This window comes from Paraburkholderia sp. BR10923 (assembly GCF_040948765.1).
Taxonomy (GTDB): Bacteria; Pseudomonadota; Gammaproteobacteria; order Burkholderiales; family Burkholderiaceae; genus Paraburkholderia; species Paraburkholderia youngii.
In genome coordinates this window covers 91,574-115,487 of the sequence record NZ_JBFPKO010000011.1, presented here as the reverse complement: position 1 = coordinate 115,487, position 23,914 = coordinate 91,574, and the positions used below count along the sequence as shown (strand labels likewise).

Below are 23,914 nucleotides of genomic sequence, written 5' to 3'. Positions count from 1 at the left end.
CGCTGCCTCAGCGAAGCACCTCCAGTCCGTCGGCGTATTTGCCAACCAACATAGGCAGAGGATCTGCGCAGAGTCCATCGCTATCTCGGTATCCGCAGTGCTTTCAGTGGTGAATGACCGGCTCGCCTTTCCGCCGCCGAGAAAAATGACAGGTAGTTCAGGGCACTGCGGCGCTGTCTTGTTGCCGTGAGCGTAAGCAATGCCACGGTCAGGTGCCGCTGTGGCACCTTCAACTCACCATGGTCGCAACACACGACGCCCGATGCGCGCGTGGCACGCGACTGGACACGGGCCTCACCAGATCGGAAACACGAAGTCCGGCTGCGGCTCAAACTGAATGCCGGATTCTGGACAGATCACGCGGCCCCTGACGGCGACTCGCTGGTTAAGATACGGCAGCAGGAGTGTGGGGGGCATCGCACCGCCTTCGCCAAGGAGGATGTCGGTCACCACCTTGTCAGTGCAGGGGGAGGTCGAGGGGCGATCCAGCGTGATCGTCGTATAGTCGCCCGGCGCATATGTCCCGCTGCCACGTCCGATTGTCCCGGTGATCCAGATATCGCGCTGCAGAGGCAACGTCGGCAGCGGCGGGCTGGCTGGCATCGTGGTCTCTGGCCACAACCCGGCAATCGCCGCTACCGCGAGTAATCCACACAATCGTCTCTTCATGGCGAAGGCCTCTTACCGTCCGGTGCTGCCCACCTGCGCGTCACCGTTTGGTGTTCACTTCCCTGAACTCCGCATCGATCACGTCATCGTCCACGTCTTGCCCCGGGCGGCCTGCCTCTTGCGGGCTGGTCGCAGGCCCGGGACTGCTCCCCTGTGACTGCACGTCTGCGTAGACTTTTTCTCCGAGTTGCTGCGAGGCGGTAGCGAGTGCGCGGGTCCTGACGTCGATTTCGTCCCGGTCGGAACCCTTGAGCGCGGCCTCCAGTTCCCTGATCGCGGCTTCAATCTTCGCCTTCTCGTCCGCACTCAGCTTCTCGTGGTATTCGCCGAGGGCCTTGCGCGTGCGGTGTATCAGGGCGTCGCCCTGATTGCGCGCCTCGGTCAGTTCACGCAGCCGATGGTCCTCCGCGGCGTGCGCTTCGGCGTCTCTCACCATCTTTTCAACTTCGCCTTCGGACAGGCCCGAACTGGCCTTGATGGTGATCCGGTTTTCCTTGCCCGTCGCCTTGTCTCTGGCCGACACGTGCAAGATTCCATTCGCATCGATGTCGAACATCACCTCGATCTGCGGCATGCCACGCGGCGCAGGAGGGATGCCTTCCAGTTTGAACTCACCGAGCAGCTTGTTCCCGCTCGCCATCTCGCGTTCGCCTTGATAGACCTTGATGCCGACTGCCGACTGGTTGTCGTCCGCGGTCGAAAAAACCTCCGAGAACCGGGTCGGTATGGTGGTGTTCCTTTCGATCATCCTGGTCATGACCCCGCCGAGCGTCTCGATGCCAAGCGAGAGCGGCGTGACGTCAAGCAGCAGCACGTCTTTTCGTTCACCGGACAGCACTGCCCCCTGGATCGCCGCGCCCACGGCGACCGCCTCGTCGGGATTGACATCCTTGCGGGGTTCGCGCCCGAAAAACGCCTTGACCGCCTCCTGCACCCTTGGCATCCGTGTCATGCCGCCAACGAGGATGACGTCGTCGATCTTGTCCGTGGACAACCCGGCGTCCTTGATCGCAATTCGGCACGGCTCCATCGTGCGCTCGATCAGATCCTCGACGAGTGCCTCGAGTCTGGCGCGCGTGAGCTTCACGCTCAGATGCTTCGGCCCGGAGGCATCTGCCGTGATGTAGGGCAGGTTGATCTCGGTCTGCTGGCTCGAAGACAGTTCGATCTTCGCCTTTTCGGCCGCTTCTTTCAGGCGTTGCAGTGCGAGCACGTCCTTCGACAGATCAATGCCTTGCTCCTTCCTGAACTCGCCGACGAGATGGTCGATGATGCGCTGGTCGAAATCTTCACCGCCGAGGAACGTGTCCCCGTTCGTCGACAGTACCTCGAACTGTTTTTCACCGCGCACGTCGGCAATCTCGATCAGGGATATGTCAAAGGTGCCACCACCGAGGTCGAATACGGCGATCTTGCGGTCACGGTTTTCCTGCCTGTCCAGACCGAACGCGAGGGCAGCTGCGGTCGGCTCGTTAATGATTCTCCTGACTTCGAGCCCCGCGATACGGCCCGCGTCCTTGGTCGCCTGGCGCTGGCTGTCGTTGAAGTACGCTGGCACGGTAATCACGGCTTCCGTGACTGGCTCGCCGAGGTAGTCTTCGGCCGTCTTCTTCATTTTGCGCAACACCTCTGCGGACACTTGCGGTGGCGCGAGTTTTTCGTCGTGCGCTTCAACCCACGCGTCGCCGTTATCCGCCCTGATGATCCTGTAGGGCATCAGGCCGATGTCCTTCTGGACTTCCTTTTCCTCGAAGCGGCGACCGATCAGGCGCTTCACTGCGAACAGCGTATTCCCGGGATTGGTGATGGCCTGGCGTCTGGCGGGCGCCCCGACGAGTATCTGGTTGTCATCGAGATACGCGACCACCGACGGCGTCGTACGGGCGCCTTCCGAGTTTTCAATCACTTTGACCTGCTTGCCTTCCATCAGCGCCACGCAAGAGTTGGTGGTGCCAAGGTCGATACCGATGATCTTGCCCATGATGTCCTCGCCGATACTCAGTCTTTGCACTGCATCGCCCGCTCAGGCGGACGCCCTCTGCCGCCGTGCGGACCGCCGTATCAATAATCGACTATCGGAGGCACAACCGCCTTTGCCTCGTCTTTCGGCAGTTCAGCAACCACGGCATCGGTGGTGAGGATAAGACCGGCCACCGACGCGGCATTTTGCAGCGCCGTGCGCACCACCTTGGTCGGGTCGACCACCCCCATCTCCACCAGATCGCCGTAGGTGTCTGAAGCCGCGTTCCAGCCGAAATTGCCCGTCTCCCCGACCACACTGTTCAGCACAACCGAGGACTCCTCGCCCGCGTTGGTGGCGATCTGGCGCAGCGGCTCTTCAAGTGCGCGCAGCACGATGCGGATGCCCGCGTCCTGGTCGGCATTGGCGCCCCGTACGTCGCCGAGGCTGGCCCGGGCACGCAGCAATGCGACGCCGCCGCCCGGCACGATGCCTTCTTCGACCGCCGCGCGCGTTGCGTGCAGCGCATCCTCGACTCGTGCCTTGCGCTCCTTCATCTCCATCTCGGTAGCGGCTCCTACCTTGATGACGGCAACGCCACCGGACAGCTTCGCAATGCGCTCCTGCAGCTTCTCCCTGTCATAGTCGCTCGTCGTCTCGTCGATCTGGCGACGGAGCGCCTGGACGCGCCCATCGATCGTCTTCCGGTTACCGGCGCCATCGATGATCGTTGTTGCCTCCTTTTCGATCTCCACCCGCTTCGCCCGTCCGAGGTCCTCCAGCTTGACGTTTTCGAGCTTGCCGCCCGTTTCTTCCGCGATGACGATCCCGCCCGTCAGCGTCGCGATGTCCTCCAGCATCGCCTTGCGCCGGTCGCCGAAACCAGGCGCCTTCACGGCCACGGTTTTCAGGATGCCGCGCACGGAATTCACCACCAGCGTGGTCAGGGCTTCGCCCTCGACGTCCTCGGCAATGATGAGAAGCGGCTTGCCTGCCTTGGCCACCGCTTCCAGCAGGGGCAGCAGGTCGCGGATCGACGAGATCTTCCTGTCGTGCACGAGGATGTACGGTTCTTCAAGCACAGCGGACTGCTTGTCGGGATCGGTGATGAAATAGGCAGACAGCCACCCGCGGTCAAACTGCATGCCCTCTACGACCTCGAGTTCGCTTTGAAGCGATTTGCCTTCTTCGATGGTGATGGCGCCGTCCTTGCCGACCTTGTCCATCGCTTGCGCGATGAGACTGCCGATCTCCTCATCCGCATTGGCCGAGATGGTGCCCACCTGGGTGATCTCGCGGCCGGTCGTGACAGCCCGGGAAAGCTTGCTGAGCTCCTCGACAATCGCCGCGGTGGCCTGGTCGATGCCACGCTTGAGGTCAATCGGGTTCAGGCCCGAGGCAACGTACTTCATGCCTTCCCGTACGATGGCCTGGGCGAGCACGGTGGCGGTGGTTGTACCATCACCGGCGACATCCGAGGTTTTGGCGGCGACCTGCCTGACCATCTGCGCCCCCATGTTCTCGAACCTGTCGCTCAGCTCGATCTCCTTCGCGACCGACACGCCGTCCTTGGTGACGGTCGGTGCGCCGTACGCGCGCTCGAGGACGACATTTCGCCCCCTGGGGCCGAGCGTGACCTTGACCGCATCGGCAAGGATGTTGACGCCCGTGAGAATATGCTGGCGGGCGAGTTCGTGAAACCTGACATCTTTGGCAGACATTTCGCGCTACCTCCTGACCTGTCAAACGAAGCACGGTTGCACCGGGCACGGGCCTATGGGGCCGCGCCGAACAGTACGCGGTCGCCGACGTTGTCCTCGTCCGGCTTTTCGCCCGCAGTATCGGGGATGACGATACCGGCTGCGGTCGTACGCTCCTGCGGCACGCGCCTGAGCACGACCCGGTCATGCAAGGGCATGAGTTTCATGATCCTGCTCGCATGATCGGTCCACATAGGTTTTCGGATCGCGTGCAGTCCGGTTTGCCCGGGGCAGCGTCTTCACTGTCTGCACAGGCCTATGCGACAGCGCGACTGATGAGCTGATCGAAGGCATCGCCGTGCACGCGACAGGATCGCTCGCGGGGAAGGTTTCCTCCAGCGTCTCGTCGAGCATTCTGTCCACGTCATCGATACGGTCTCGCGTTGGTCTCGTGGCTGTTTTCATCGTTGCCCTCCGTCATTGGTTCGGACGTTGCAGCGTCCGCACTCAATCATGAACGGGCCGTGCCCCCTGTGGGGTATCGCGCCGCGTCGCCTCGTCAAAATCCCTGGAAAGCCCGGATGCAGGCGGCAGCGTGCCCCGCGCGATGTAACCGGCAGGCTCGACCGACGGCTGCGGTGTCAGCCGCAGATCACCGAGCCTCGCCGTGAGAAAAGCGTCAGCATGGGCAAGCCGGTGCCGGAGTTCCTCCTCCGTGATCCCCAGAACCTGTGCCGCGGCGGCTTCCGGCTGCGCTTCAAGACGGCAGAGCGTCACGGCGCAACGCCATGGCTCTGGCAGCTCGGCGAGAAGCGCGGCGACCAGCTCGCGCAGCTCCCTCGAGATGACGGCGTCCTCAGGCGTGCCGTCCGTCGCTGGCACCACGTCCTCAAGGCGCAGCACTTCATCGGGCTGCCAGTACTCGAACAGCAGCTCGTCATCGTCTTCACGCGGTTCGTGCAACTGGACGGGCAGCCGGCCCTCAAGCGAGATGCATCGGCCTTCCTCCATCTGGCGATGTGCGACTTCTGCTTCAAGCAGTTCCAGTGCGATCTGGTAGAGCCACTGCAGGGGTTCGAGCCGACGCGGGCGCTCAGCAAACCGCTCGCAGGCGCGCGCGAGCGCCTCGTCGACAATATCGTCGACCGATGGGTCGTCCGAAGCGAGATCACCCCGCGTCTGAAGATAGGCGAGTTCCCGCTGCACGAAGCGCTGGAGCGACGCGAGCAGCGGACGAACGGTCTCGCCGAACAGCGTGGACGCGGCGTCCGTCTGTTCGGCCACCGCCGTCCTGAGTTGCCGCAACCCGGCGCGCCGCTCCTTGCGACGCCAGGCGTCCTCGTGACGCAGGTGTGCGACGTGGCGTTCCAGTTGCCGCTCCAGCTCAGTGATGGCGTGCTCGATCGCCGTCTCTGGCTCCGGCGCATCGTGGCCGCACGCAAGCGTTGCGCCCGGGAGCACCAGCCTGAGCCGGACGCGGTAGAGACTGCGATGCAGACTCCTTTCCAGCGTCGCCTGCAGCCGTACCAGCCCGGACGGGAAGTGCGACAGATGGGGCGTCAGACGCCGATCCGTGAGCCGGCTGATCAGGTCTTCCAGCCCGGGGCGGGAAAGTTTCGCGAAATTACGGTAACTGATCGCCGTTTTCATCTCAAACCTGTCCATGGCCTACCGCCTCAATGGTATCGCCCGGCCGTCCGCGACCCTACGCAGCACGCAGAGCTGGCATCCCCGGCGAGCAGGGATTTTCAGCGCATCCCGGCACCCTTGATGCCTCGTCATCCGTGGCAGCCTTGCCTAAATGTCATTAGTGATCCTGCTTATGTTAGACACGCACACGAGAACCCCCGCCTCACTCGATGCGTCCGGATCATCACCGGGCGCCCACCTGAATGTTGGTCCTGTTCAACCGGCGCCCATCCTTCCATTGACGTCCGACTCCCGGCCTTCCAGAGCCAGATACGTGTCAGTTGCCACCAGTCCGAACAGGATGTGATTGAGAAAATTCACCCAGCCTCGCACAGCGACGCCAGCCCGACGCTCGAATCCAGGCTGAAAGGTGCGATGATCACCGCGAGAATGACGGCGAAGAGAATCGACAGCACAACCGCCCGGCTAGCGCCTGCGCATGCGTGATCTCAACTGTCGGATCGTGGGTCGCATCGCATTGACCTGTGCATGGAGCATGCGACGGGCGCGCTCAGGGAGCGGTCGCAGAACGTCGGCAAGGGAGGCTGTCGTGCGGTGGAGGCGCTCGATCAGAGGGGAGTCCGAGCGTGGATGGAGGTTGCTCATCGTCTTCTCCTCAGAGGCAGCAAGGAAGAGAACGGGCTTGCGCGCTCCAGTTCGCCTGCCATGCTGCGGGGCAAACAAATCGAAACACGCAGTGTGCGACCCGTGGATCATGGGGCACACTGCCTGAGCTGGATATAACTTAGCTTCACTGACTAAAAATTTCAAGATACATCTGACACTCAGATGCGTGACGCCGCGACACCTCATGTCAGCCCCCACGTCGGCGCTACCAACCCTCTCTGCCAGCGCCTTCGGCGGAAAATCCTCAGAACTTTTCGCATCTAACGAGGGCGACCAGCGCAGTGGTGTGACCTGATGAGACCCCCGTCCGTGTCCTGCCGGACGGCGCCGCCCTTAACGGTGCCGTGTCACTGGATCGGCGGCGCCGCGCCCAGTTTTTCAGCGAGCATCCTTTCATACACGCCAAAGTCCTCGCGACCGGTTTCCTCATCGAGAAGCTGCGGACCAGGCGCCACGTCCTCTCCATAGGTGCCGAACGCCTGACGGCAGGCCAGCGCCTCGGCGGCGCTGGCGCCGATCACATTGCAGCCGCGCCGCTCGACGCGCTCGACATCCCGCGCACCGCATTGCCGTGCTGCATCCAGCAGCACGGTGTCCACGGTCTCGAACCTGTGCCACGGCGCATCAAGCTGGATCGCCGAGGCCGGCACGGGCCGTGGAGGGATATCAACGCCGGGCAGGACAAGCGGTGTCGCTCGCCGGAAACCGTGCCAGTGGAGTATCGCAATGAGCGGCGTATTTACCTGCGCAGCCGCCGTGACCGTGACGGCAAAGAGTGGCAGGCGCACGCTGTCCATCTGTTCCTGAAGCATATCGAAAAGGACCATGCAGCCTCCTGGGTGACATGTTGCAGGGCCTCTTGAAATTTCCGTTCCTTGCGCTATTTTAATCATCGCTCAGGCAGTCGCGATAAGCGCTGCGTGTTTCGATTTGTTTGTCGGCGGTGTTTTTCCACGGACGGGCGAACTGGAGCGCGTGGTCGGGTTCGTTCTTCGTGAGAGGCGCCGGTTTCAGGGAGCCAGCCATGAGCGATCTTTTCTTCAGCATCGACCGGCCGGGCGAATTCGACCGCCTGCACCGGCAGATGGCCGGCGTCTTTGCGGCTTTCCCGCGAGCCTGCGCGCGATGCGCATCCTTTCCTTCCGTCAACCGTCGCAGCAGCGACGACTGCGCCGAGATCGTCGCGTCCGCGCCGGGGCCTCGCCTGGCAGCGATCGAGCTCCCAATTGACAAGGGGGCTGTCGATCAGCGGCGAACGCAAGCCCCCGAACCGGAGGTCGAACATGAAACGACGCATTACACGAGACCCGCCACCCAACGCGGGCTGTTCAGACGACGCCGGTTCACCGGCGCGGCGCCACGCTGCATGGCAGCGCGGCCCTTGTACGGCCTGAAGTAAGCACGTGTCGTTTTTATGCATCGTGCGCCTGCTAAAGGGGCCGTGTTTTACGGGAGACGGAAATGCTCAGTCCACACGAATTTGCGACCCTGATACTGGTTCGCCAGGCGCCGGACCAGATCGACATGAATCGCGCCGAGCTCGACGCGCTGCTCGAGCGCCAGCTGGTCATGCTGGAACATTGTGCCTCGGGCGCACGCCGCGCGTACCTGTCCGGGAAGGGCAGAACGTTTCTCGACGCGCTTCACCCGGGCGGCACACCGCGTGTAAGCCGGCAAGCCGCCGGCAATGGCGGTGGGGAAAGATCGGAGACGCCCCTCGTGCCAGGTAGCCGCACGCCTGACATCGCGGTGCCGGGACACGCAGGCTGAATGGCTGCGCGATCGCAACGACAGGCGTGTCGTCCTCGCCGTGACGCGCGGGTGCGGGGCTGTCAGGGCAGGCCGGGCGGACGCGCGGGCGACGCCCGCGGTCATTGAAACGTTGCTCGCGCATGCCGGTGTCGCGGGCTTGGGTCTACGCGGCAAGTCGCGGGCGGCAGGACTGGTTGAAAAACCGCGTCGCCTCGCGCGTTTCGGGTGCGCCGCGACGCTTTGCGGAGGTGTCATATGCATACGGACAAAGTGATGGAGTATCACGGCTACGAGATCCGGCCGATGGTTACCCCCACGGAGACGGGTCGCTACGCGGCGGCGGCCATTGTCACCGACCGGGCCGGCGATACACGCACGCTCGGCGTCGATGTGGACTTTGCCAACGCCCAGGAGGCTCGCGACGAAGCACTCGAGCTTGCTATCGCATGGATCCAGCAACGCTCGGTTGTTTCGGACCGGTACGTTCGACGGACCTAGCGCGCCGGTCAGCAACCTCTGGCCGGACGCGAGTTGGACACCTGTCGATCCGCTTCTGGTTCGATATCCCGAGCCGTTTGGGCTCAACTCACCGCGAGGAAAAGAAAATGACGGACACCGCTGTCATCGATCCCGCCGAAGACGCGCTCTATGAACGCATCCGGATCCTGCTCTTTAGCGCGGACCTGCCGGCGCAGCGTTTGGAATCCGATATCGACGATATCGGACGCTTCACCGCGCCGGACGTCCGTTCATCGCAACTGCGCCTCGTTGAGGTCATGCCGCCGCTTACACCGGCAGCCGAAGCAATTGTGCGGGCCATGATCCGTGCATATGGCACTGAACTGTTTGGGCGCGGCAGTGCGAATTCCGCGCTGCGTGCCATGATCAAGGCCGGACCTGTCAGGTTTGGACAGACCGCCTTGACGTTGGGGCCTGACGCGCCGTTGCCAGAGCGTGTCCGTCCGCTTGTCGCGGAGATTAACCGGATTTTCGAGCGCTACCCCGAAAGCGGCTTCTCGCACGCTCGATACTCTCTTTCGGCGATTGGCTTGCCGGTCGGCCGCGACAGGCTCCCGCAAGTACACCGCTCGGTCCACCGCGGCCGGAACCTTGAGGGCTCGCCAGATTCGCGAGTTGTCCTCAACAACCCTGAACTGCGCGTCTTTCGTTCAAGTATCTAACATGTCAGCCGACGGCAGGTGCCAGCCTCGGTACAGCGCGAGCGAAAGGAAAGAGCAAGCAGCTCGATCGTGGCGGACAGATAAGTGCGTTTTTTCATGATGGTGACTCATTACGAGAAAAGAAAAGCCGCTCGAAGACGGCGATAAGCTTTACGATTGCTCAGACCTTCGCGCTCGCGCATGAAAGTACTGGGAACATATCGACCGGATCGGGACGATGCGCGTGACGGAGAGATCGGTGCCCATCAGTTGCGCGATCGTCGCACGCATAGGGACGCTCGGCTGCGAACAGCGACTCGATACCGTGGGTTAGTCATACGACGCCCACCTCATGAAAGACGGTGCGCGGTACTATCTTCGTCGGCCCGTCACGTATACGCCTGTCCCATGGAACTGAAGCAGATCCAGTACTTCATCGCGCTTTTCGAAGAAGGCACCGTCACGCGCGCCGCCAGGCGGCTCAACATCGCGCAACCGGCGCTCAGCATGCAGATCGCCAAGCTCGAAACGGAGATTCGGCAGAAGCTCTTCGAGCGCGGGCCGCACGGCATGGCGCCGACCGAAGCCGCACGGTTGATGTACCGCCTTTACACCCCGATCATGCGCGACATCGATCACGCACGCGAACACCTGAGCCGTCGCGATGTCATCGTGACGGGCCGCGTGTCGCTGGGAATGGTGTCGTCGGAGGCGCAGAGCGTATTGCCCGAATCGCTCGCCCGATTCGATGCGCTTTTCCCGCAAGTCGAAGTCTCCGTCGCCGATGGCTTCAGCGCGCAGCTGATCGACGCTGTCGAATCGGGCCGGCTCGATGCCGCCATCATCAACAAGCCGCGCGGACGGCTGACGCTCCACGTAGAGCCGTTGCTGGTCGAGGAAATGGTGCTGGTGACGAGCGTGGAGCACGGCCCAAAGCTGCCCGACGAGATCGATCTCACGCAGCAGTCGGACATCGAATTCGTGTTGCCCACGCGCCGCAACGGCCTGCGCGGCGCGCTCGATGCCGCGCTGATGGCGGCTGACGTCGTCATCAAGCCGAAGTTCGAGATCGATCTGCTCAGCACCATCGTGCAGTTCGTCGAGCAGAGCGGTGTCGCGACCATCCTGCCGCGCGTCGTCGTGCAGGCGAAAGTGGAGGAAGGGCGCTTGCGCGCACGCACGATAGCGTCGCCGCCGATCGTGCGCCACATCATTCAGGTCACGCATCCGAAGCGGCCGATCGGACCGGCCGCCCAGGCGCTCATCACGATTATCACTGATGAGATAAAGCGCGTGACGACGGGTGTTTTGGGGAAACAGGCGCCTTAGCGGCCGCGTTCCAACGGTTCGCGCGCACGGCTCGGAACGTCGCTGCGCGTGCCGAACAGCGTGTCGCAGATCGGGAACGTGAGGTTGAAGTTCTGTGTCGCCATCACTTCGGGATCGTGGTGTGTGGCGTGCAGGCGCCGCACTGTGTTGACGAGCGGAACGCGGTCGAGCAACGGGCTGTCGGTGACGTGTGAAAGCGTATGCAGGCCCTCGTACATCAGAAAGTACACCGCCATCGTGAGCAGCGCGATGCAACCTGCGTTGCGGGAGAATACGAACCCAATCACGAGCGCGAACGGCACGGCCGCCAGCACGAACGCAACCGGCGCAAAAGGCGGAAACAGCAGCGCGCGCCAGTGACGGTGGCCCTTGTATTCAAGCGTCACATGCGTGAAGAACCGGTGATGGACCGCGCAATGGCGCTTGTAGATCATGCTGAAATACTTCGTCGGACGATGCAGCACGTAGCGGTGCGCCGCCCATTCCGCCCAGTTGCCGAACAGAAAGAGCGGAATGACCGCCAGCCATTCGGCAAGCGTCGGTGCATGAAGCTGCATCAGGCAATACACGATCACGCCGCCGGTGAAGAGCAATGTGAAGCCGAGGTGCATTTCGCCGCGATACCACCATGGCGTGGTATTGACATACTCGTCACGGAACTTGTAGGAACGCGCACGAACGTCTTCTTCGTATTTCATCGATGTCTCCGGCTATAGTGAAAGGCGTGCGCCCGTTGGCGTGCGCCGTTACGTCCAATGACTCAGGATCGACTGCGCGCGGAACCGCCTTCGAGCTTGCCGAGCGTCTCGGGCACCACGAACGCGCCCACGAGAAAGATCACGCTGATCGCACCGACGAAGATCGCGAGCGTCGACGGCAACTGGCCCGCGTCCTTCGCGACGAGGGAAACGAAGGTCGGCATCATTCCGCCGATCGCGAAGCCGATGTTCCACGACAGACCCGTGCCGGTCGCGCGGATCGCGGTCGGGAAGCGTTCGTTCAGGAAGATCAGCACGGGCGCATAGCCGGCGCTGCCGAGCGCGGAAAGCAGCACCGCGTAGACGCCGACCATCGTGATGCTTTGCGCCGTCGGCAGCAGCAGGAACAGCGCTGGCATCGCGATGAGCCGGATGATGCCGATCCAGATAAACGCGCCCTTGCGTCCGACGAACGTACTGACGTGCCCTGCCGCGACCGAAGCGATCACCACGGCCACGCTGCAGATCATCAGGATCGCGGCGGCGGCGCCGTTCGGCGCATGACTCACGACTTTCAGGAAGGTCGGCAGATAGCCTGATGTGAGGTAGTAGCCGCTGCCGCCGCCGATAGTCAGCAGCAGATTGACGAACAGCACGCCGCGATATTCCCGCGAGAACAGCGTGCGGATCGGCGAGCGCGCGTTATCGGCGTTGACGATCTTCTTCTGATCAGCGGCTTTCGCAGCTTTTTCCGCGGCGAGCTTCTTCCAGAGCGGCGATTCTTCCAGACCGTTGAACACGAACAGACCGAGCACCGAACTCAGGATGCCTGTGAAGAACATGCAACGCCAGCCCCAGGCGTCGAACGCATCGCCTGGAAAGACCGCGGACATCGCCAGATACGTGAGCGATGCGAGCAACGCGCCGAGCCCGGCCCCGCCGCCACCGATGAGACCGGATACCGCGCCGCGATACTTCGGCGCGACGGATTCGGTGCCGATCGTATGCGTCGACGCCACCACGCCGCCGACGAACACGCCCTGCACGAGACGCAGCAGCAGAAACAGGACCGGAGCCACGAGCCCGACCTGGGCGACCGTCGGCAGCGCGCCGAAGGCCGCCGTCGAAAGCCCGACGCCGACGACCGCGACGATCATCGCACCCTTGCGGCCATGACGGTCGGCATAGGAGCCGAACAGCGCGGAACCGAGCGGGCGCATCAGCAGCGTCACCGCGAAGGACGCGTACACCGCCGCGAGCGAGAGCATCGCATGTTCGGACGGAAAGAACAGACGCCCGACAACCGGCGCCACATACAACAATACGAACAGGTCGAACAGGTCGAGGGCCCAGCCGAAGCATGAAGCCATCACAGCGCCCATCACCTGGCGCTGATTGACCGAAAGCACGGTGGCCCCGTCTTGCGCTGCTACAGACATTTGCGTCTCCTTTGTGTCACAGGCGCGCTTTGTTGGATGCGCGCTCTTGTCGAGGTTGAAAAATCGTCAGTGCGCGGCGGCGAACGGCGATGCCACGCTCGCCCGTCGCTGGGCGACCATCGCATCGGCGATCTTCTCGGCGATCATGATGGTCGGTATGTTGGTATTCGCCGATGGCAGTCGCGGCATCAGCGATGCATCCGCGACGCGCAGCCCGCGCGTGCCTCGCACGCGGCCTTCGGTATCGGTGACCGCGTCGCGGTCCTGCGCGCCGCCCATGCGGCACGTGCCGCTCGCATGCCACACGCCGAACACGTTCGCGCGGATGAAATCGGCGAGCGCGCGCTCGTCGCGGAGCAGCGAAGTCATCTGCAGGCCGCGCGTGAAGAAGCGTTCGATTAGCAGACGCCGCAGCGGCGCGGGCGTATCGAGCAGCACGCCGAGGATCGAAGTCAGAAGCGCATTGCCTTCACCGACCTTGCTCAGCGCCTTCACGCGCGGTGAGAACGCGGCCGGGAAGAAGTCGCGTGAATCGCGGCCAAGACCGGATGCGTCGACGACGCGCGCCAGCATCCGCACGCCGGCGGCGAGCCGTTGCAAATCGCGTTCGTCGTCGAGCAGATTCAGATCGACGCGCGGCGCAACGGCCGCATCGGGCGATGCCAGTTGCACGCGGCCTCGCGAATACGGCCGGTTGCACCAGAGGAAAAAGAGGCCGAGCCGGTTGCCGAGCGCATGCCACGCGGCGCGCGTCGCGCTCGACAGATACAGGTCCGACTCGTCGCAGCCCGCGACGCCCGAACTCATGCGCGCGGCCATCATGCTCGCGCGGCGTCGCGCGAGCGGCATGCGAAAGCGCGGCTCGAGAAAATGACAGAACGTGAGCGACGGATGATCCTGCAGATTGCGTCCGACCCCCGGCAGGTCAGCCACGCACGGAATACCCATCGCCACGAGTTGGCGCGCATCACCGATACCGGCGCGCATCAGCATCGCGGGCGACTGCAACGCGCCCGCGCTCAGCACCACCTCGCCCGCATCGAACCCCACGCGCTCGCCGTTCGCCGCGATCGCGACGACACCGCGGGCCGTCGCGCCTTCCATCACGATGCGTTCGACACGCAGATTCGAATAGATGGTGAGATTCGGACGCTTGCGCGTGGCTTCGTCGAGATAGGCAATGGCCGTCGACACGCGCTTGTCGTCGATGTTCGAGAATGCGCCCGGAAAGAAGCCGTCGCCGAATTCGCCGTTCTGGTCCTGAAGTTCCGCGAAGCCGTTCGCGCGCAAACCCTGCGCGAATGCATGACAGAACGCCGGCCAGTCCTTCGGCATGATCCGGCGGATCGGCACGGGTCCGTCGCTGCCGTGCAATTCGCCGCCGGGAAAGTTCACGTCGCGTTCGAGCTTGCGAAAGTACGGCAGCACGTCGCGCCACGACCAGCCTTCGGCGCCGTTGGCGGCCCATTCGTCGTAGTCGCGCGGCAGGCCGCGATTGGCCGACTGTACGTTGATGCTCGAGCCGCCGCCCATCACGCGGCCCTGCTCGTAGACGCGCGGCGCGGCGTGCGGCGTGGCTTTCGCTTTCAGATCGGGCCAGATGTACGTGTCGCCGCAGAAGACGGGCATCGGATAGCTGTCGAGAATCGCCGCGGGCACCGCGCCCGGCGGCGTGTCGGCGCCCGCCTCGATCAGCGCGACGCGCACCGACGGCACGGCCGACAGCCGATGCGCGAGCACGCATCCTGCCGAGCCGCCGCCTACGATCACGTAGTCGAAGCGATTCATCGCGTTGTCTCCTCTTGTCTCGTCCGCCGTGCGGCGTGTCAGGTATCAACTGCCGCGAAACACCGGCTTGCGCTTGCCATGAAACGCTTCGACACCTTCGCGGAAATCGTCCGACGAGCGCAGACGGCTATAGCAATGGCCTTCGAGTTCGATCGCGATCGACAAGGGCGCGTCTTCCGAATCGTTCAAGAGCTTCTTCGCGGTGCGCTGCGCGAGCGGCGAGAATGCGCGCAGTTCGTCGACGAGCGCGTCCGTCGCCGCTTCGAGTTCGGCGTCCGCGACGAATTCGACCGCGATGCCCCACTCGTACGCCTGCTCGCCAGGAATGCGGCGCGAGCGCATCACGATGTCCTTCGTTCGGCCGATGCCGACCATCGACTGCAAACGCGCCGAGCCGCCCGAGCCGGGAATCTGGCCGAGCTTCTGCTCCGGCAGCGCATAGAAGGTCGTATCGGTGACGATCCGGAAATCGCAGGCCAGCGACAGCTCGAAGCCCACGCCGAAGCAAAAGCCGCGATTCGCCGCGATGACCGGCTTCGAGCAGCGCGCGGGCGCCGCGATATTCCAGGCGAGCTTCGACACGTGTTCCGGCGATGCTTCCAGAAAGCCCTTGATGTCGCCGCCGCTCGAAAAATGCTCGCCCTTCGCGCGCACGACGATCACGCGCACGCGGTCGTCCTCGTCGAGGGCTTCGAACACGGCGCGCAACTGATCGCGTGCGTGCATCGAAATGACGTTGAACGGCGGCCGATGCAGGATGATGTCGGCGCGCTCGCGCTGCGCGTCGATTTCGACCGAGAAGCCGTCGAGGTCTTGCAGCAGCGTCTGGCCGCGATGGGTGAGATCAATCATTGTGGGTTACTCCTTGGTGGTTGCTGTAGGTTGCGCGGGCAGGGCGTGTGAATCGGGCGTGTACTCGCCCGCTTGCAGCTTGCGGCGCAGGATCTTGCCGACCGGCGACTTCGGAATGTCGTCGACGAACACGTAATCGCGCGGGCGCTTGAAGTTGACGAGGTCCGACTGGCGGCACCATGCATCGAGCGAGTCGGCATCGACGTACTCGCGGCGCTTGATGAACGCGACCACGCGCTGCCCCCAGCGCTCGTCCTTGACGCCCGCGACCGCGACTTCATCGACGGCGGGATGCAGCGACAGCACCGATTCGATGTCCACCGGTGAGATGTTTTCGCCGCCGCTGATGATCATGTCGTCGACGCGGCCCGTCACGTACAGATCGCCGTCGCGGTCTAGATAGCCCGTGTCCCCGGTGAAGTACCAGCCCTCGCGCAGGCACTTCGCATTCGCGTCCGGACGATTCCAGTAGCCTTCGAAGGCTTCGTCGCCGAGCAGGTCCACGATGATCTGTCCTTCTTCGCCGGCTTCGGCGATCTCGTTGGGCGAGAGCGCATCGAGCTTCACGACGCGCAGCCGCGTATTGATGCCCGCGCGGCCCGCGCTGCCGGGTTTCTTCGTCGCGTCCTGGTCGATGCTGAACGTGTAGACCTCGGACGAGCCGTAGTGATTGACGAAGAGCTCCGGCTCGAACGCGGCCGAGAGGCGCTTGAGCAGGCCGTCGTTCATCGGTGCGCCCGCGAAGCCGAGCTTTCTGACCGACGACGTGTCCGTGCTCGCGAACGCGCTGTCGGCGAGCAGATCGTGATAGAGCGTCGGCACGAGATAGAGGCAGGTGAGCGCGTGCTTCGAAATGCAATCGAGCGCGAGCTTCGCGTTCCAGCGCCGCACGCAGACGAACAGGCCATCAACGAGCGCCATCGCGAGCAACGAGCGCACGCCCATCGTGTGATAGAGCGGCATCACGCCGAGCGTGCGTTCGCCACGCCTGTAGAGGTTCTGCGCGACGTGCGCGAGCGCGCCCGCGCGTTCATGCCGATGCCGGCGCGGCACGCCCTTGCCTTTGCCCGTCGTGCCGGACGTATAGAGGATCAGCGAGATATCGTCGGCGGTGACGTGCGTCGTGTCGGTCACCTCTCCACTGCGCGTTCGTTCGACGATGAGCGCATCGAAGGTGCTGGTGCGGCCGGGCGCATCGTCGAGTCCGACGCGCGGCACTTTTTGCGCGGCGGCGCTCTGCGCGACGGAATCCGCGCTGACGGGTTCGTAGACGATCGCCTTCGCCCCCGCGTCGGTCACGCAGTAGTCGACTTCTTCCGGCTTCGCGCGCCAGTTGAGCGGCACGATCACGATGCCCGCGAACTGTCCGGCCCAATGCAGCGTCGCCATTTCCCAGCGGTTTTGCAGTACGACGAGCAGCCGGTCGCCGTGTTCCAGGCCCAGTTCGCGCAGGCCATCGGCGACATTGAGGATCATGCGATGCCACTGCGCGTAGGTCAGTTGCACATCGCCGTCGACGAGCGCGAGCGCGTTCGGACTGCGCTCGACGCTTTGCAGGAACGTGCGTCCGAGATCAAGCATGTTCGGCCTCCTTCGCGCTTGCCTCGGCCCGGCGGCGCGCCGCTACGTCGAGCACGGCGGCCACGATGGGCGTGTAGCCCGTACAGCGGCAGATATGACCCGAGAGCATCTCGCGCACCTGCTCTTCGGAAGGATCGCGCACGCGCCGCAGATAATCCGCGCACGACATCAGAATGCCCGCCGTGCAAAAGCCGCATTGCAGCGCGTGATGCCGCTGGAACGCCTGCTGCAGGTCGCCGAGCGTCTGATCGGGCGCAAGGCCTTCGACGGTATCGATACGCCGACCGTCGGCCTGCACCGCGAGCATCAGGCACGAGCGCGCCGCGACGCCATCGACCTGCACCGTACATGCACCGCACACGCCATGTTCGCAGCCGACGTGCGTGCCCGTCGCGCCCAGTTCGTGCCGGATGAAGTCCGACAGCAGTTCGCGCGGCTCGCAATAGCCGCTTCGTTCGCGGCCGTTCAGCGTCAGCGCGATGCGCCGCACTTCGCCGTGCCGCATGATGGTGTCCGACATCTTGCTCACTTTGCCTCCTCGATCACGCGCCATCCGAGTTGCCGGACCAGATTCCGGCGATACGCCGCGCTGATCTGCGCATCGTCCTGCGCGTTCAGTTTCCAGCTCAAATCGTTCAGTGCGCCGCGCAGGTCGTCGCCCCGCAGACGCGGCCATTGCTCGGTCACCGGCCGGTCCGCGACGCCGCCGACAGCAATGCGGATCGACTCGTCGGTGACCACGGCCGCGCACGCGACGATCGCGAAGTCGCCGTGCCGCGCGGAAAATTCGGCGAACGCGTAGCGCTCGCCTTCCTTGCGCAGCGGGAAGCGCACCGCTTCGACGAGTTCGTCAGGCTCGCGCGCGGTCATCAGCATTCCCTGAAAGAAGTCCTGCGCCGCGAGCGTGCGGCGCCTTTTTCGCGAGCGCAGCATCACGTCACCGCCGAGCGCCGCAAGCACGAGTGGCAACTCCGCGCTCGGGTCCGCATGCGCGATCGATCCGCACACGGTCCCGCGATTGCGAATCTGAAAGTGCGAGATATGCGGGAACGCCATCGCGAGCAGCGGCGCTTCGTCGGTGAGCGTGCTGCGCCATTCGACGCTGCCTTGCGTCGCCGCTGCGTTCACGACCAGATGCCGCGCCTGCTGGTCCACGCGCACGGCATCGAGTTCGGCGGTGCGCGAGATATCGACGAGCACCTTCGGCTGCGCGAGCCGCATATTGAGCACGGCCATCAGCGATTGGCCGCCCGCCAGCACGCGGGCGTCCTCGCCGTATTGCGCGAGCGCGTCGAGCGCGTCTTGCGCGGTCATCGCGCGCAGGTAATCGAACGGTGCGGGCTTCATGCGTGCCTCCTGAAACGTGCAAGGAGTCTTGCGATCCACGATCCGTGCGCTTGCACGGGCTTGCCCGCCGCCTGCCGTCCGAGCGATTCGAACAACTGCTTGAGCACGACCTTCGCCGCGCCTTCGAGCATCCGGCCGCCGACCGCCGCAACCTTGCCTGACACCTGTGCTTCGTAGTCGTACGTGAGCCGCGTGCCGCTGCCTTGCGGCGTCAGTTCAACGAGGCCGCTGCCGCGCGCGCTGCCGAGCGGCGAGATTCCCGCGCCGGCGAGTCGCAGGCGGCGCGGCGCATCGATCTCCGACAAGCCGATACGCGCCTCGAAACGCGCTTTGATCATGCCGACGCCGACGGTCACGTCAGCGCGATACTGGTTCGGCGCCGTCTCGTCGAGCGCGTGACAGCCGGGAATGACCTTAGCGAGTGCCTTCGGATCGAGCAGCACGGCGAACACGGCTTCGGGTGTCGCGGGCAGGTCGACCGCGCCCTGCGCCGTCAGTGCGCGACCGCCGCCTGGCGTCGCCGGCTTCGCGGCGGGCGCTTCGCGATATTCCGGCCGCGACGGTTCGGGATCGTCGATGCCGATCATCGCCATCACTCTGGGCGGCGTGAGCGGCAGGCGAATGTCTTCGACGCCGAGCGCGTCCGCCACCGCATTCGCGATGCACGGCGGCGTGCTCATGTTGTTGCCTTCGCCGAGACCCTTCGCGCCAAGCGGCGTGAAAGGCGAAGGCGTCTCCAGATGCACGATCAGCGGATCGGGCACTTCGCAGGCGGTCGGCATCAGATAGTCGGCGAGCGTGCCGGACTGGAAGCTGCCGTCCGCGCCGTAGCGGAACTCCTCCATCAGCGCCGCGCCGAGGCCTTGCGCGAACGCGCCGCGAATCTGGCCATCGGCGAGTGCGGGATTGAGGAGCGTGCCGGCGTCGTGCGCGGTCACATACCGGTCGATGCGCACGCGTCCCGTCGCGCGATCCACTTCGACCCCGCACATGTCGAACGCGAAGCCGTATGCCGCCGAGGTATTGATGCGGTCCTGTTCGTCGGGCGCATCCATATGCGGCGGCGACCAGAACACGGTTTCGCGCAGGCCCGGCTCTTCGCCTTCGGGCAGGAGCGCGGGCGCCCAGTGCGGCGCATTGCTCGCGGCACGCGCGAACGGCAGCGCGCGGTCTTCGGCGTCGTGCGGAAAGACGCGCGCGCCTTCGAAGCGCACGTCGGCGGGCGCGCAGTTGAACTGCTTCGCGAGCACGCGCGCGAGCTTGTCGCGCACGCGCGTCGCCGCGAGATGCACCGTGCCCGCCACCGCGCCTGCGAAGCGGCTCGAATAATTGCCCGCCGCGACGGACCAGGCGTCCTTGTGCGTATCGAATTCGACGTTGACGACGATGTCCTTCGGATCGAGCCCGAGCACATCGGCGACGACTTGCGCGCACACGGTCATGTGGCCCTGGCCCGCGGGCGTCGATGCGATCGTGACGACCACGCCGCCGAGCAGATCGACGCTGACGGTCGCGCTCGCGATCGCGCCGTTCTTCGGCCCGGCTCTTTTGCGTGCGTCGGCGGGCATGACGGTCGTGATGTAGCCCATGTTTGATACCGAAGGCTCGACGATCGCCGCGAAGCCGATGCCATACAGCCGCCCTTCGTTGCGCGCGGCGTCGCGGCGCGCAACGAGTTCCCGGTATCCGCCTTCGTCGAGTGAACGGCGCAGCGCTTCCTGATAGTTGCCCGAATCGAGCAGGGCGCCCGCCGCTGCGCGATACGGGAACGCATCGGCGGGAACGAAGTTGCGGCGATACACGTCGAGCACATCGAGCTTCAGTTCGATCGCGATACGCTGGATCAGCCGCTCCAGCGCGAAGTACACCTGCGGGCCGCCGAAGCCGCGCACGAGCCCCGTCGGTGTCTTGTTCGTCAGCACGACGCGATTGCGCACGAGCAGATTCGGGATCGCGTACGCGCCCGTCAGGCAGCCGTGCATCCGGTAGAACGTCGCCGGCTCGGGCGCGCGCACGTAGCCGCCGACGTCTTCCAGCTGATCGTAAGACAGCGCGACGATCCGGCCATCGGCTTCGACCGCCGCTTCTATGGTTGAAACACGCGCCGTCGCCGATGTCGCCGCGCTCAAGTGTTCGAGCCGATCCTCGACCCACTTCACCGGCGCGCCGGCCTTGCGCGACGCGAGGCACATCAGCACGACATACGGAAACACCGCCTGCTTCACGCCGAAGCTGCCGCCGGAATCGCGCGGGGCCTTATGACGCAGCCGATTGGCAGGCACGTTCAACGCCATCGCCATGACGGCGTGCAGCGAGAACGGCCCCATGAAATTGGACGTGACGTCGTAGCCTTCTTCGCCCGAAAGATACTCGGCGATGACCACGCCGCACTCGATCGGCGCGCAGGTGTTGCGCGGATAATGCGCGACCAGCTTCACGCGATGCGGCGCGCGCTCGAAGGCCGTTTCGGGCTCGCCGTAGCGGAAATGCCGGTCGCTGATGACGTTGCTGCCGACGCGTTCGTGCAGCACCGGCGCGTCGTCCTTCGCGGCCTGTTCGATCGACGTCACGGGATCGAGCATCGCGTAGTCGACCTTGATGAGATCGAGCGCGTCTTCCGCGAGCGCACGCGATTCGGCCATCACGACCGCGACCGGCTCGCCGACGTAGCGCACACGGTCCATCGCGATCGCCCACTGTTCCATCGGCGATTTCACGCCGACGACGAACGGTCGCGACCACGGACGCAAATCGTCGCGCGTGAGCACGGCATGCACGCCCGCGAGTTTCGACGCGGCTTGCGTATCGATCGACAGGATGTCTGCGTGCGCGTGCGGCGAACGCAGAATCGCGGCGTGCAGCGTGCCCGGCTTGACAGCGATGTCGTCGCCATAGCGGCCACGGCCCGTCAGGATCGCCGGGTCTTCGAGGCGCTCGATCGAGCGTCCGATGTGACGCTGCGGTGCGCTCGCTTCGCGCACCTCGTTGCCGGCGACGCGCGCGTCCATGTCGGCGAATGCGGTTTCGCGCTGATTCATGACCTTACTCCTCACGTGCGGCGCGGCCGCCGAATTCATCGGCTAGACCGCTCCAGCGGCGCGCAATCTCGTCGTGCTCGATCTCGAACAGATCGAGAATGCGCCCGACAGTGTGGTCGACCACGTCGTCGATAGTCTGCGGATGCGCGTAGAACGCGGGCACCGGCGGCATCACGATCGCGCCCATTTGCGTGGCGAGCGTCATGTTGCGCAGATGCGCGAGATTGAGCGGGGTTTCGCGCGCGACCAGCACGAGGCGGCGGCGCTCCTTGAGCATCACATCGGCGGCGCGCGTCAGCAGGTTGTCCGCGAAGCCGTTCGCGACGCCCGCGAGCGTTTTCATCGAGCATGGCGCGATCACCATGCCTTCGGTCAGAAACGATCCGCTCGCCACGGCCGCGCCGATATCACGCACGTTGTGCACGACATCGGCAGCGGCTTCGAGATCACCGCGCGCGAGGCCGAGTTCCTGGGCGGCCGTCACCGCGCCCGACGACGACACGATGAGATGCGTCTCGTGCATGCCGAGCCGGCGCAGGGCGGCGAGCAAGCGCACGCCGATCACCGCGCCGCTTGCGCCCGAAATGCCGACGACGATGCGTTTCTTTCGTTCAGCCATGATCGCGTGACAGATAGGCGTCGAACGCGCTGTTGTCGGCGGCGACGAGTGCTTGCAGATCGACCGTGTCCTGCCCCGGTATGCGCACGCGGGTGAACACATGCGCGGGGTAGACGACGGGGCGCGTCGCATCGAGACCCATCTTCGCGCTGACGCCTTGCAGATGCGACGGCGCATCGTCGGGCTGACCGACCGTCGTCGACGGATCGAGCGGCGAGCCTTGCGCGCCTGCTATCACGACGAGATCGCGGTCTGCCTGGAAGCGCGTCGCGATGGCCCATTCGATTTCGGCGGGATCGTGCACGTTCACATCGGTATCGACGACGACGACCTGCTTGATGTCGTAATGCGCGCCGAACGCGCACAGAATGACGTTCTTCGCTTCGCCTTCGCGCTTCTTGTCGAATTGCACCCACAGGTGATAGCGGCACACGCCGCCCACCGACAGATGCACGTCCTTCACGGCGGGATGGCTGCGCTGAAGATGCGCGAGCAACGTGGCTTCGCGCGGAATCGCGCCGAGCAGCAGATGCTCCATTTCGGCGGGCACGATCGTATGAAAGATCGGATCGCGCCGATGCGTGACGGCCGTCACTTCGATGACTTCCCGTGCTTCCTTCGCGCTGTAGTACTTCGGAAATTCGCCGAACGGACCTTCCGGCTCGCGCACGTTCGGCAGAATGCGCCCTTCGATGACGATCTCCGCGAACGCCGGCACGTGCACGCCGTTCGTCACGCATCGCGCGACCGGCAGCGGCGCACCGTGCAGCGCGCCCGCGATTTCGAGCTCGTCGTGATCGATCGGCGTGATCGCTTGCGACGCGAGCATCGTCAGCGGATCGACGCCGATCGCGATGGCGACGTCGAGCGCATCGCCCGCGGCTTCCGCGTCGCGCTGGAATGCGTAGAGATGACGCGGCAGCAGCAGAATCGCCATGCGATCCGGGCCGTGCACCTGAATGCGGTTGATCGAGACGTTCTGCACGCCGGTGCGCGGATTGCGCGCGATCACGAGACCGGCGGTGATGTACGGGCCGTTGTCGTGTTCGCTGTGCGTGGGAATGGGCAGCAGCGCGTGAAGATCGATGCCGCTCGTATGCACCACTTGCTGACAGGGAGCGTCTTCACGTTGAATCAGTTTCGATGCGAGCGGCGCCGCGGCCGCAGCGGAAAAACGCGCGAGCAACGCCGATTCATCGACGCCCATCGCTTCCGCGATCCACGCGCGCTTCGACATGAAGCCGCTCACGACGGGAATCGCATGTCCGCGCGGCTGCGTGAAAAACGCAGCCTGTTCGCCGTCGAGGCGCTTTGCAATGGCGGCGAGTTCGTGCTCGAGCGCGACGGGCTTGTCGATCGTCGCGACCCGGCCGGTTTTCGCGAGATGCGCGAGCCAGTCGCGCAGCGACAGCGAGCCGGTGTCGGCGTGATCTCGTGCCCAGGTGAATGAGGGATTGCCGTGCGTTGCGGCATCGCGTGTGTTCATTAGCGTCTCCATCTGTGCGCGCTACCGTAGCAAGCGCATGGGATGAAGCGTAGCGAGATCGCGCCATAACATCTAATACCGTTTACTGATGCGATGAATCATTCGTCGTTATATCGGTGTTAGCCCGGATGACAGCGGTCTTACAGTTACGTATCAATAGACCGCTCACGCACGCCCGTA

The 23,914-nt window shown here is 64.5% G+C and carries 21 protein-coding genes and 2 pseudogenes; 5 read left to right on the top strand and 18 right to left on the bottom strand.

Annotated elements, in window-relative coordinates; translation table 11 throughout:
- Positions 1–294: 294 nt before the first annotated feature.
- From AB3X94_RS21580 to AB3X94_RS21545, 8 genes and pseudogenes are all read right to left on the bottom strand, one after another.
- Entirely contained in the window at positions 295–669 is a 375-nt protein-coding gene (locus tag AB3X94_RS21580; RefSeq protein WP_368612646.1) for a hypothetical protein, read from the bottom strand.
- 40 nt (positions 670–709) lie between these two features.
- Entirely contained in the window at positions 710–2,650 is a 1,941-nt protein-coding gene (gene dnaK / locus AB3X94_RS21575; protein WP_368612645.1) for a molecular chaperone DnaK, read from the bottom strand.
- Positions 2,651–2,730: 80 nt separating this feature from the next.
- Entirely contained in the window at positions 2,731–4,350 is a 1,620-nt protein-coding gene (gene groL, locus AB3X94_RS21570; RefSeq protein ID WP_368612644.1) for a chaperonin GroEL, read from the bottom strand.
- Positions 4,351–4,445: 95 nt separating this feature from the next.
- Positions 4,446–4,556, bottom strand: a pseudogene (locus tag AB3X94_RS21565) (co-chaperone GroES); the annotation flags it as partial.
- Positions 4,534–4,794 carry a hypothetical protein gene (locus tag AB3X94_RS21560; RefSeq protein WP_176110978.1) on the bottom strand — a complete coding sequence of 87 codons (261 nt, stop codon included), beginning with the start codon at positions 4,792–4,794 and terminating at the stop codon, positions 4,534–4,536. The gene AB3X94_RS21560 and the pseudogene AB3X94_RS21565, both read right to left, overlap by 23 nt.
- A 42-nt stretch (positions 4,795–4,836) precedes the next feature.
- The gene (locus AB3X94_RS21555) at positions 4,837–5,979 is read right to left on the bottom strand and encodes an RNA polymerase subunit sigma-28 (protein WP_368612643.1); all 1,143 of its coding nucleotides are present in this window, start codon (positions 5,977–5,979) and stop codon (positions 4,837–4,839) included.
- Positions 5,980–7,103: 1,124 nt separating this feature from the next.
- A pseudogene (locus tag AB3X94_RS21550) lies at positions 7,104–7,472 on the bottom strand (diguanylate cyclase); the annotation flags it as partial.
- A gap of 58 nt (positions 7,473–7,530) precedes the next feature.
- Positions 7,531–7,671, bottom strand: a complete 141-nt coding sequence (locus AB3X94_RS21545) for a hypothetical protein (RefSeq protein WP_176110976.1) — start codon at positions 7,669–7,671, stop codon at positions 7,531–7,533.
- On the opposite strand from AB3X94_RS21545, the gene AB3X94_RS21540 reads away from it, so the two are divergent.
- The 5 genes from AB3X94_RS21540 to AB3X94_RS21520 all read left to right on the top strand — a co-directional run bounded on the left by AB3X94_RS21540 (position 7,670) and on the right by AB3X94_RS21520 (position 10,886).
- The gene (locus tag AB3X94_RS21540; protein ID WP_368612642.1) at positions 7,670–8,044 is read left to right on the top strand and encodes an Hsp20/alpha crystallin family protein; all 375 of its coding nucleotides are present in this window, start codon (positions 7,670–7,672) and stop codon (positions 8,042–8,044) included. The genes AB3X94_RS21545 and AB3X94_RS21540 overlap by 2 nt on opposite strands.
- A gap of 62 nt (positions 8,045–8,106) precedes the next feature.
- Positions 8,107–8,415 (top strand): hypothetical protein, encoded by a 309-nt coding sequence (locus AB3X94_RS21535; RefSeq protein WP_368612641.1) that lies wholly within the window; start codon positions 8,107–8,109, stop codon positions 8,413–8,415.
- 237 nt (positions 8,416–8,652) lie between these two features.
- Entirely contained in the window at positions 8,653–8,895 is a 243-nt protein-coding gene (locus AB3X94_RS21530) for a hypothetical protein (protein WP_176110974.1), read from the top strand.
- A gap of 107 nt (positions 8,896–9,002) precedes the next feature.
- Positions 9,003–9,578, top strand: a complete 576-nt coding sequence (locus tag AB3X94_RS21525) for a hypothetical protein (protein WP_368612640.1) — start codon at positions 9,003–9,005, stop codon at positions 9,576–9,578.
- Between the two features lie 387 nt (positions 9,579–9,965).
- On the top strand, positions 9,966–10,886 hold the full coding sequence (locus AB3X94_RS21520; protein ID WP_129961529.1) for a LysR family transcriptional regulator: 921 nt from the start codon (positions 9,966–9,968) through the stop codon (positions 10,884–10,886).
- Here the strand turns inward: AB3X94_RS21520 and AB3X94_RS21515 are convergent.
- The 10 genes from AB3X94_RS21515 to AB3X94_RS21470 all read right to left on the bottom strand — a co-directional run bounded on the left by AB3X94_RS21515 (position 10,883) and on the right by AB3X94_RS21470 (position 23,734).
- Positions 10,883–11,584 (bottom strand): sterol desaturase family protein, encoded by a 702-nt coding sequence (locus tag AB3X94_RS21515; protein ID WP_176110971.1) that lies wholly within the window; start codon positions 11,582–11,584, stop codon positions 10,883–10,885. The two genes, AB3X94_RS21520 and AB3X94_RS21515, sit on opposite strands and share 4 nt — an antisense overlap.
- A 62-nt stretch (positions 11,585–11,646) precedes the next feature.
- Entirely contained in the window at positions 11,647–13,023 is a 1,377-nt protein-coding gene (locus AB3X94_RS21510; RefSeq protein WP_368612639.1) for an MFS transporter, read from the bottom strand.
- A gap of 66 nt (positions 13,024–13,089) precedes the next feature.
- Positions 13,090–14,811, bottom strand: a complete 1,722-nt coding sequence (locus AB3X94_RS21505; protein ID WP_176110969.1) for a GMC family oxidoreductase — start codon at positions 14,809–14,811, stop codon at positions 13,090–13,092.
- Positions 14,812–14,856: 45 nt separating this feature from the next.
- Positions 14,857–15,663 carry an enoyl-CoA hydratase/isomerase family protein gene (locus AB3X94_RS21500; protein WP_176110968.1) on the bottom strand — a complete coding sequence of 269 codons (807 nt, stop codon included), beginning with the start codon at positions 15,661–15,663 and terminating at the stop codon, positions 14,857–14,859.
- A 6-nt stretch (positions 15,664–15,669) separates the two neighbouring features.
- Entirely contained in the window at positions 15,670–17,244 is a 1,575-nt protein-coding gene (locus AB3X94_RS21495) for an AMP-binding protein (protein ID WP_368612638.1), read from the bottom strand.
- Positions 17,237–17,773 carry a (2Fe-2S)-binding protein gene (locus AB3X94_RS21490; protein WP_368612637.1) on the bottom strand — a complete coding sequence of 179 codons (537 nt, stop codon included), beginning with the start codon at positions 17,771–17,773 and terminating at the stop codon, positions 17,237–17,239. Before AB3X94_RS21490 ends, AB3X94_RS21495 begins: the two co-directional genes overlap by 8 nt.
- Positions 17,770–18,591 (bottom strand): xanthine dehydrogenase family protein subunit M, encoded by an 822-nt coding sequence (locus AB3X94_RS21485; RefSeq protein ID WP_176110965.1) that lies wholly within the window; start codon positions 18,589–18,591, stop codon positions 17,770–17,772. The genes AB3X94_RS21490 and AB3X94_RS21485 overlap by 4 nt, the downstream gene beginning before the upstream one ends.
- A complete protein-coding gene (locus tag AB3X94_RS21480; RefSeq protein ID WP_368612636.1) occupies positions 18,588–21,629 on the bottom strand; it encodes a molybdopterin cofactor-binding domain-containing protein in 3,042 nt (1,013 codons plus the stop codon). Before AB3X94_RS21480 ends, AB3X94_RS21485 begins: the two co-directional genes overlap by 4 nt.
- A 4-nt stretch (positions 21,630–21,633) precedes the next feature.
- Complete coding sequence (locus AB3X94_RS21475) at positions 21,634–22,248, bottom strand: UbiX family flavin prenyltransferase (RefSeq protein WP_368612635.1); 615 nt, start codon at positions 22,246–22,248, stop codon at positions 21,634–21,636.
- Positions 22,241–23,734 carry a UbiD family decarboxylase gene (locus AB3X94_RS21470; RefSeq protein ID WP_368612634.1) on the bottom strand — a complete coding sequence of 498 codons (1,494 nt, stop codon included), beginning with the start codon at positions 23,732–23,734 and terminating at the stop codon, positions 22,241–22,243. The genes AB3X94_RS21475 and AB3X94_RS21470 overlap by 8 nt, the downstream gene beginning before the upstream one ends.
- Positions 23,735–23,914 lie beyond the last annotated feature (180 nt).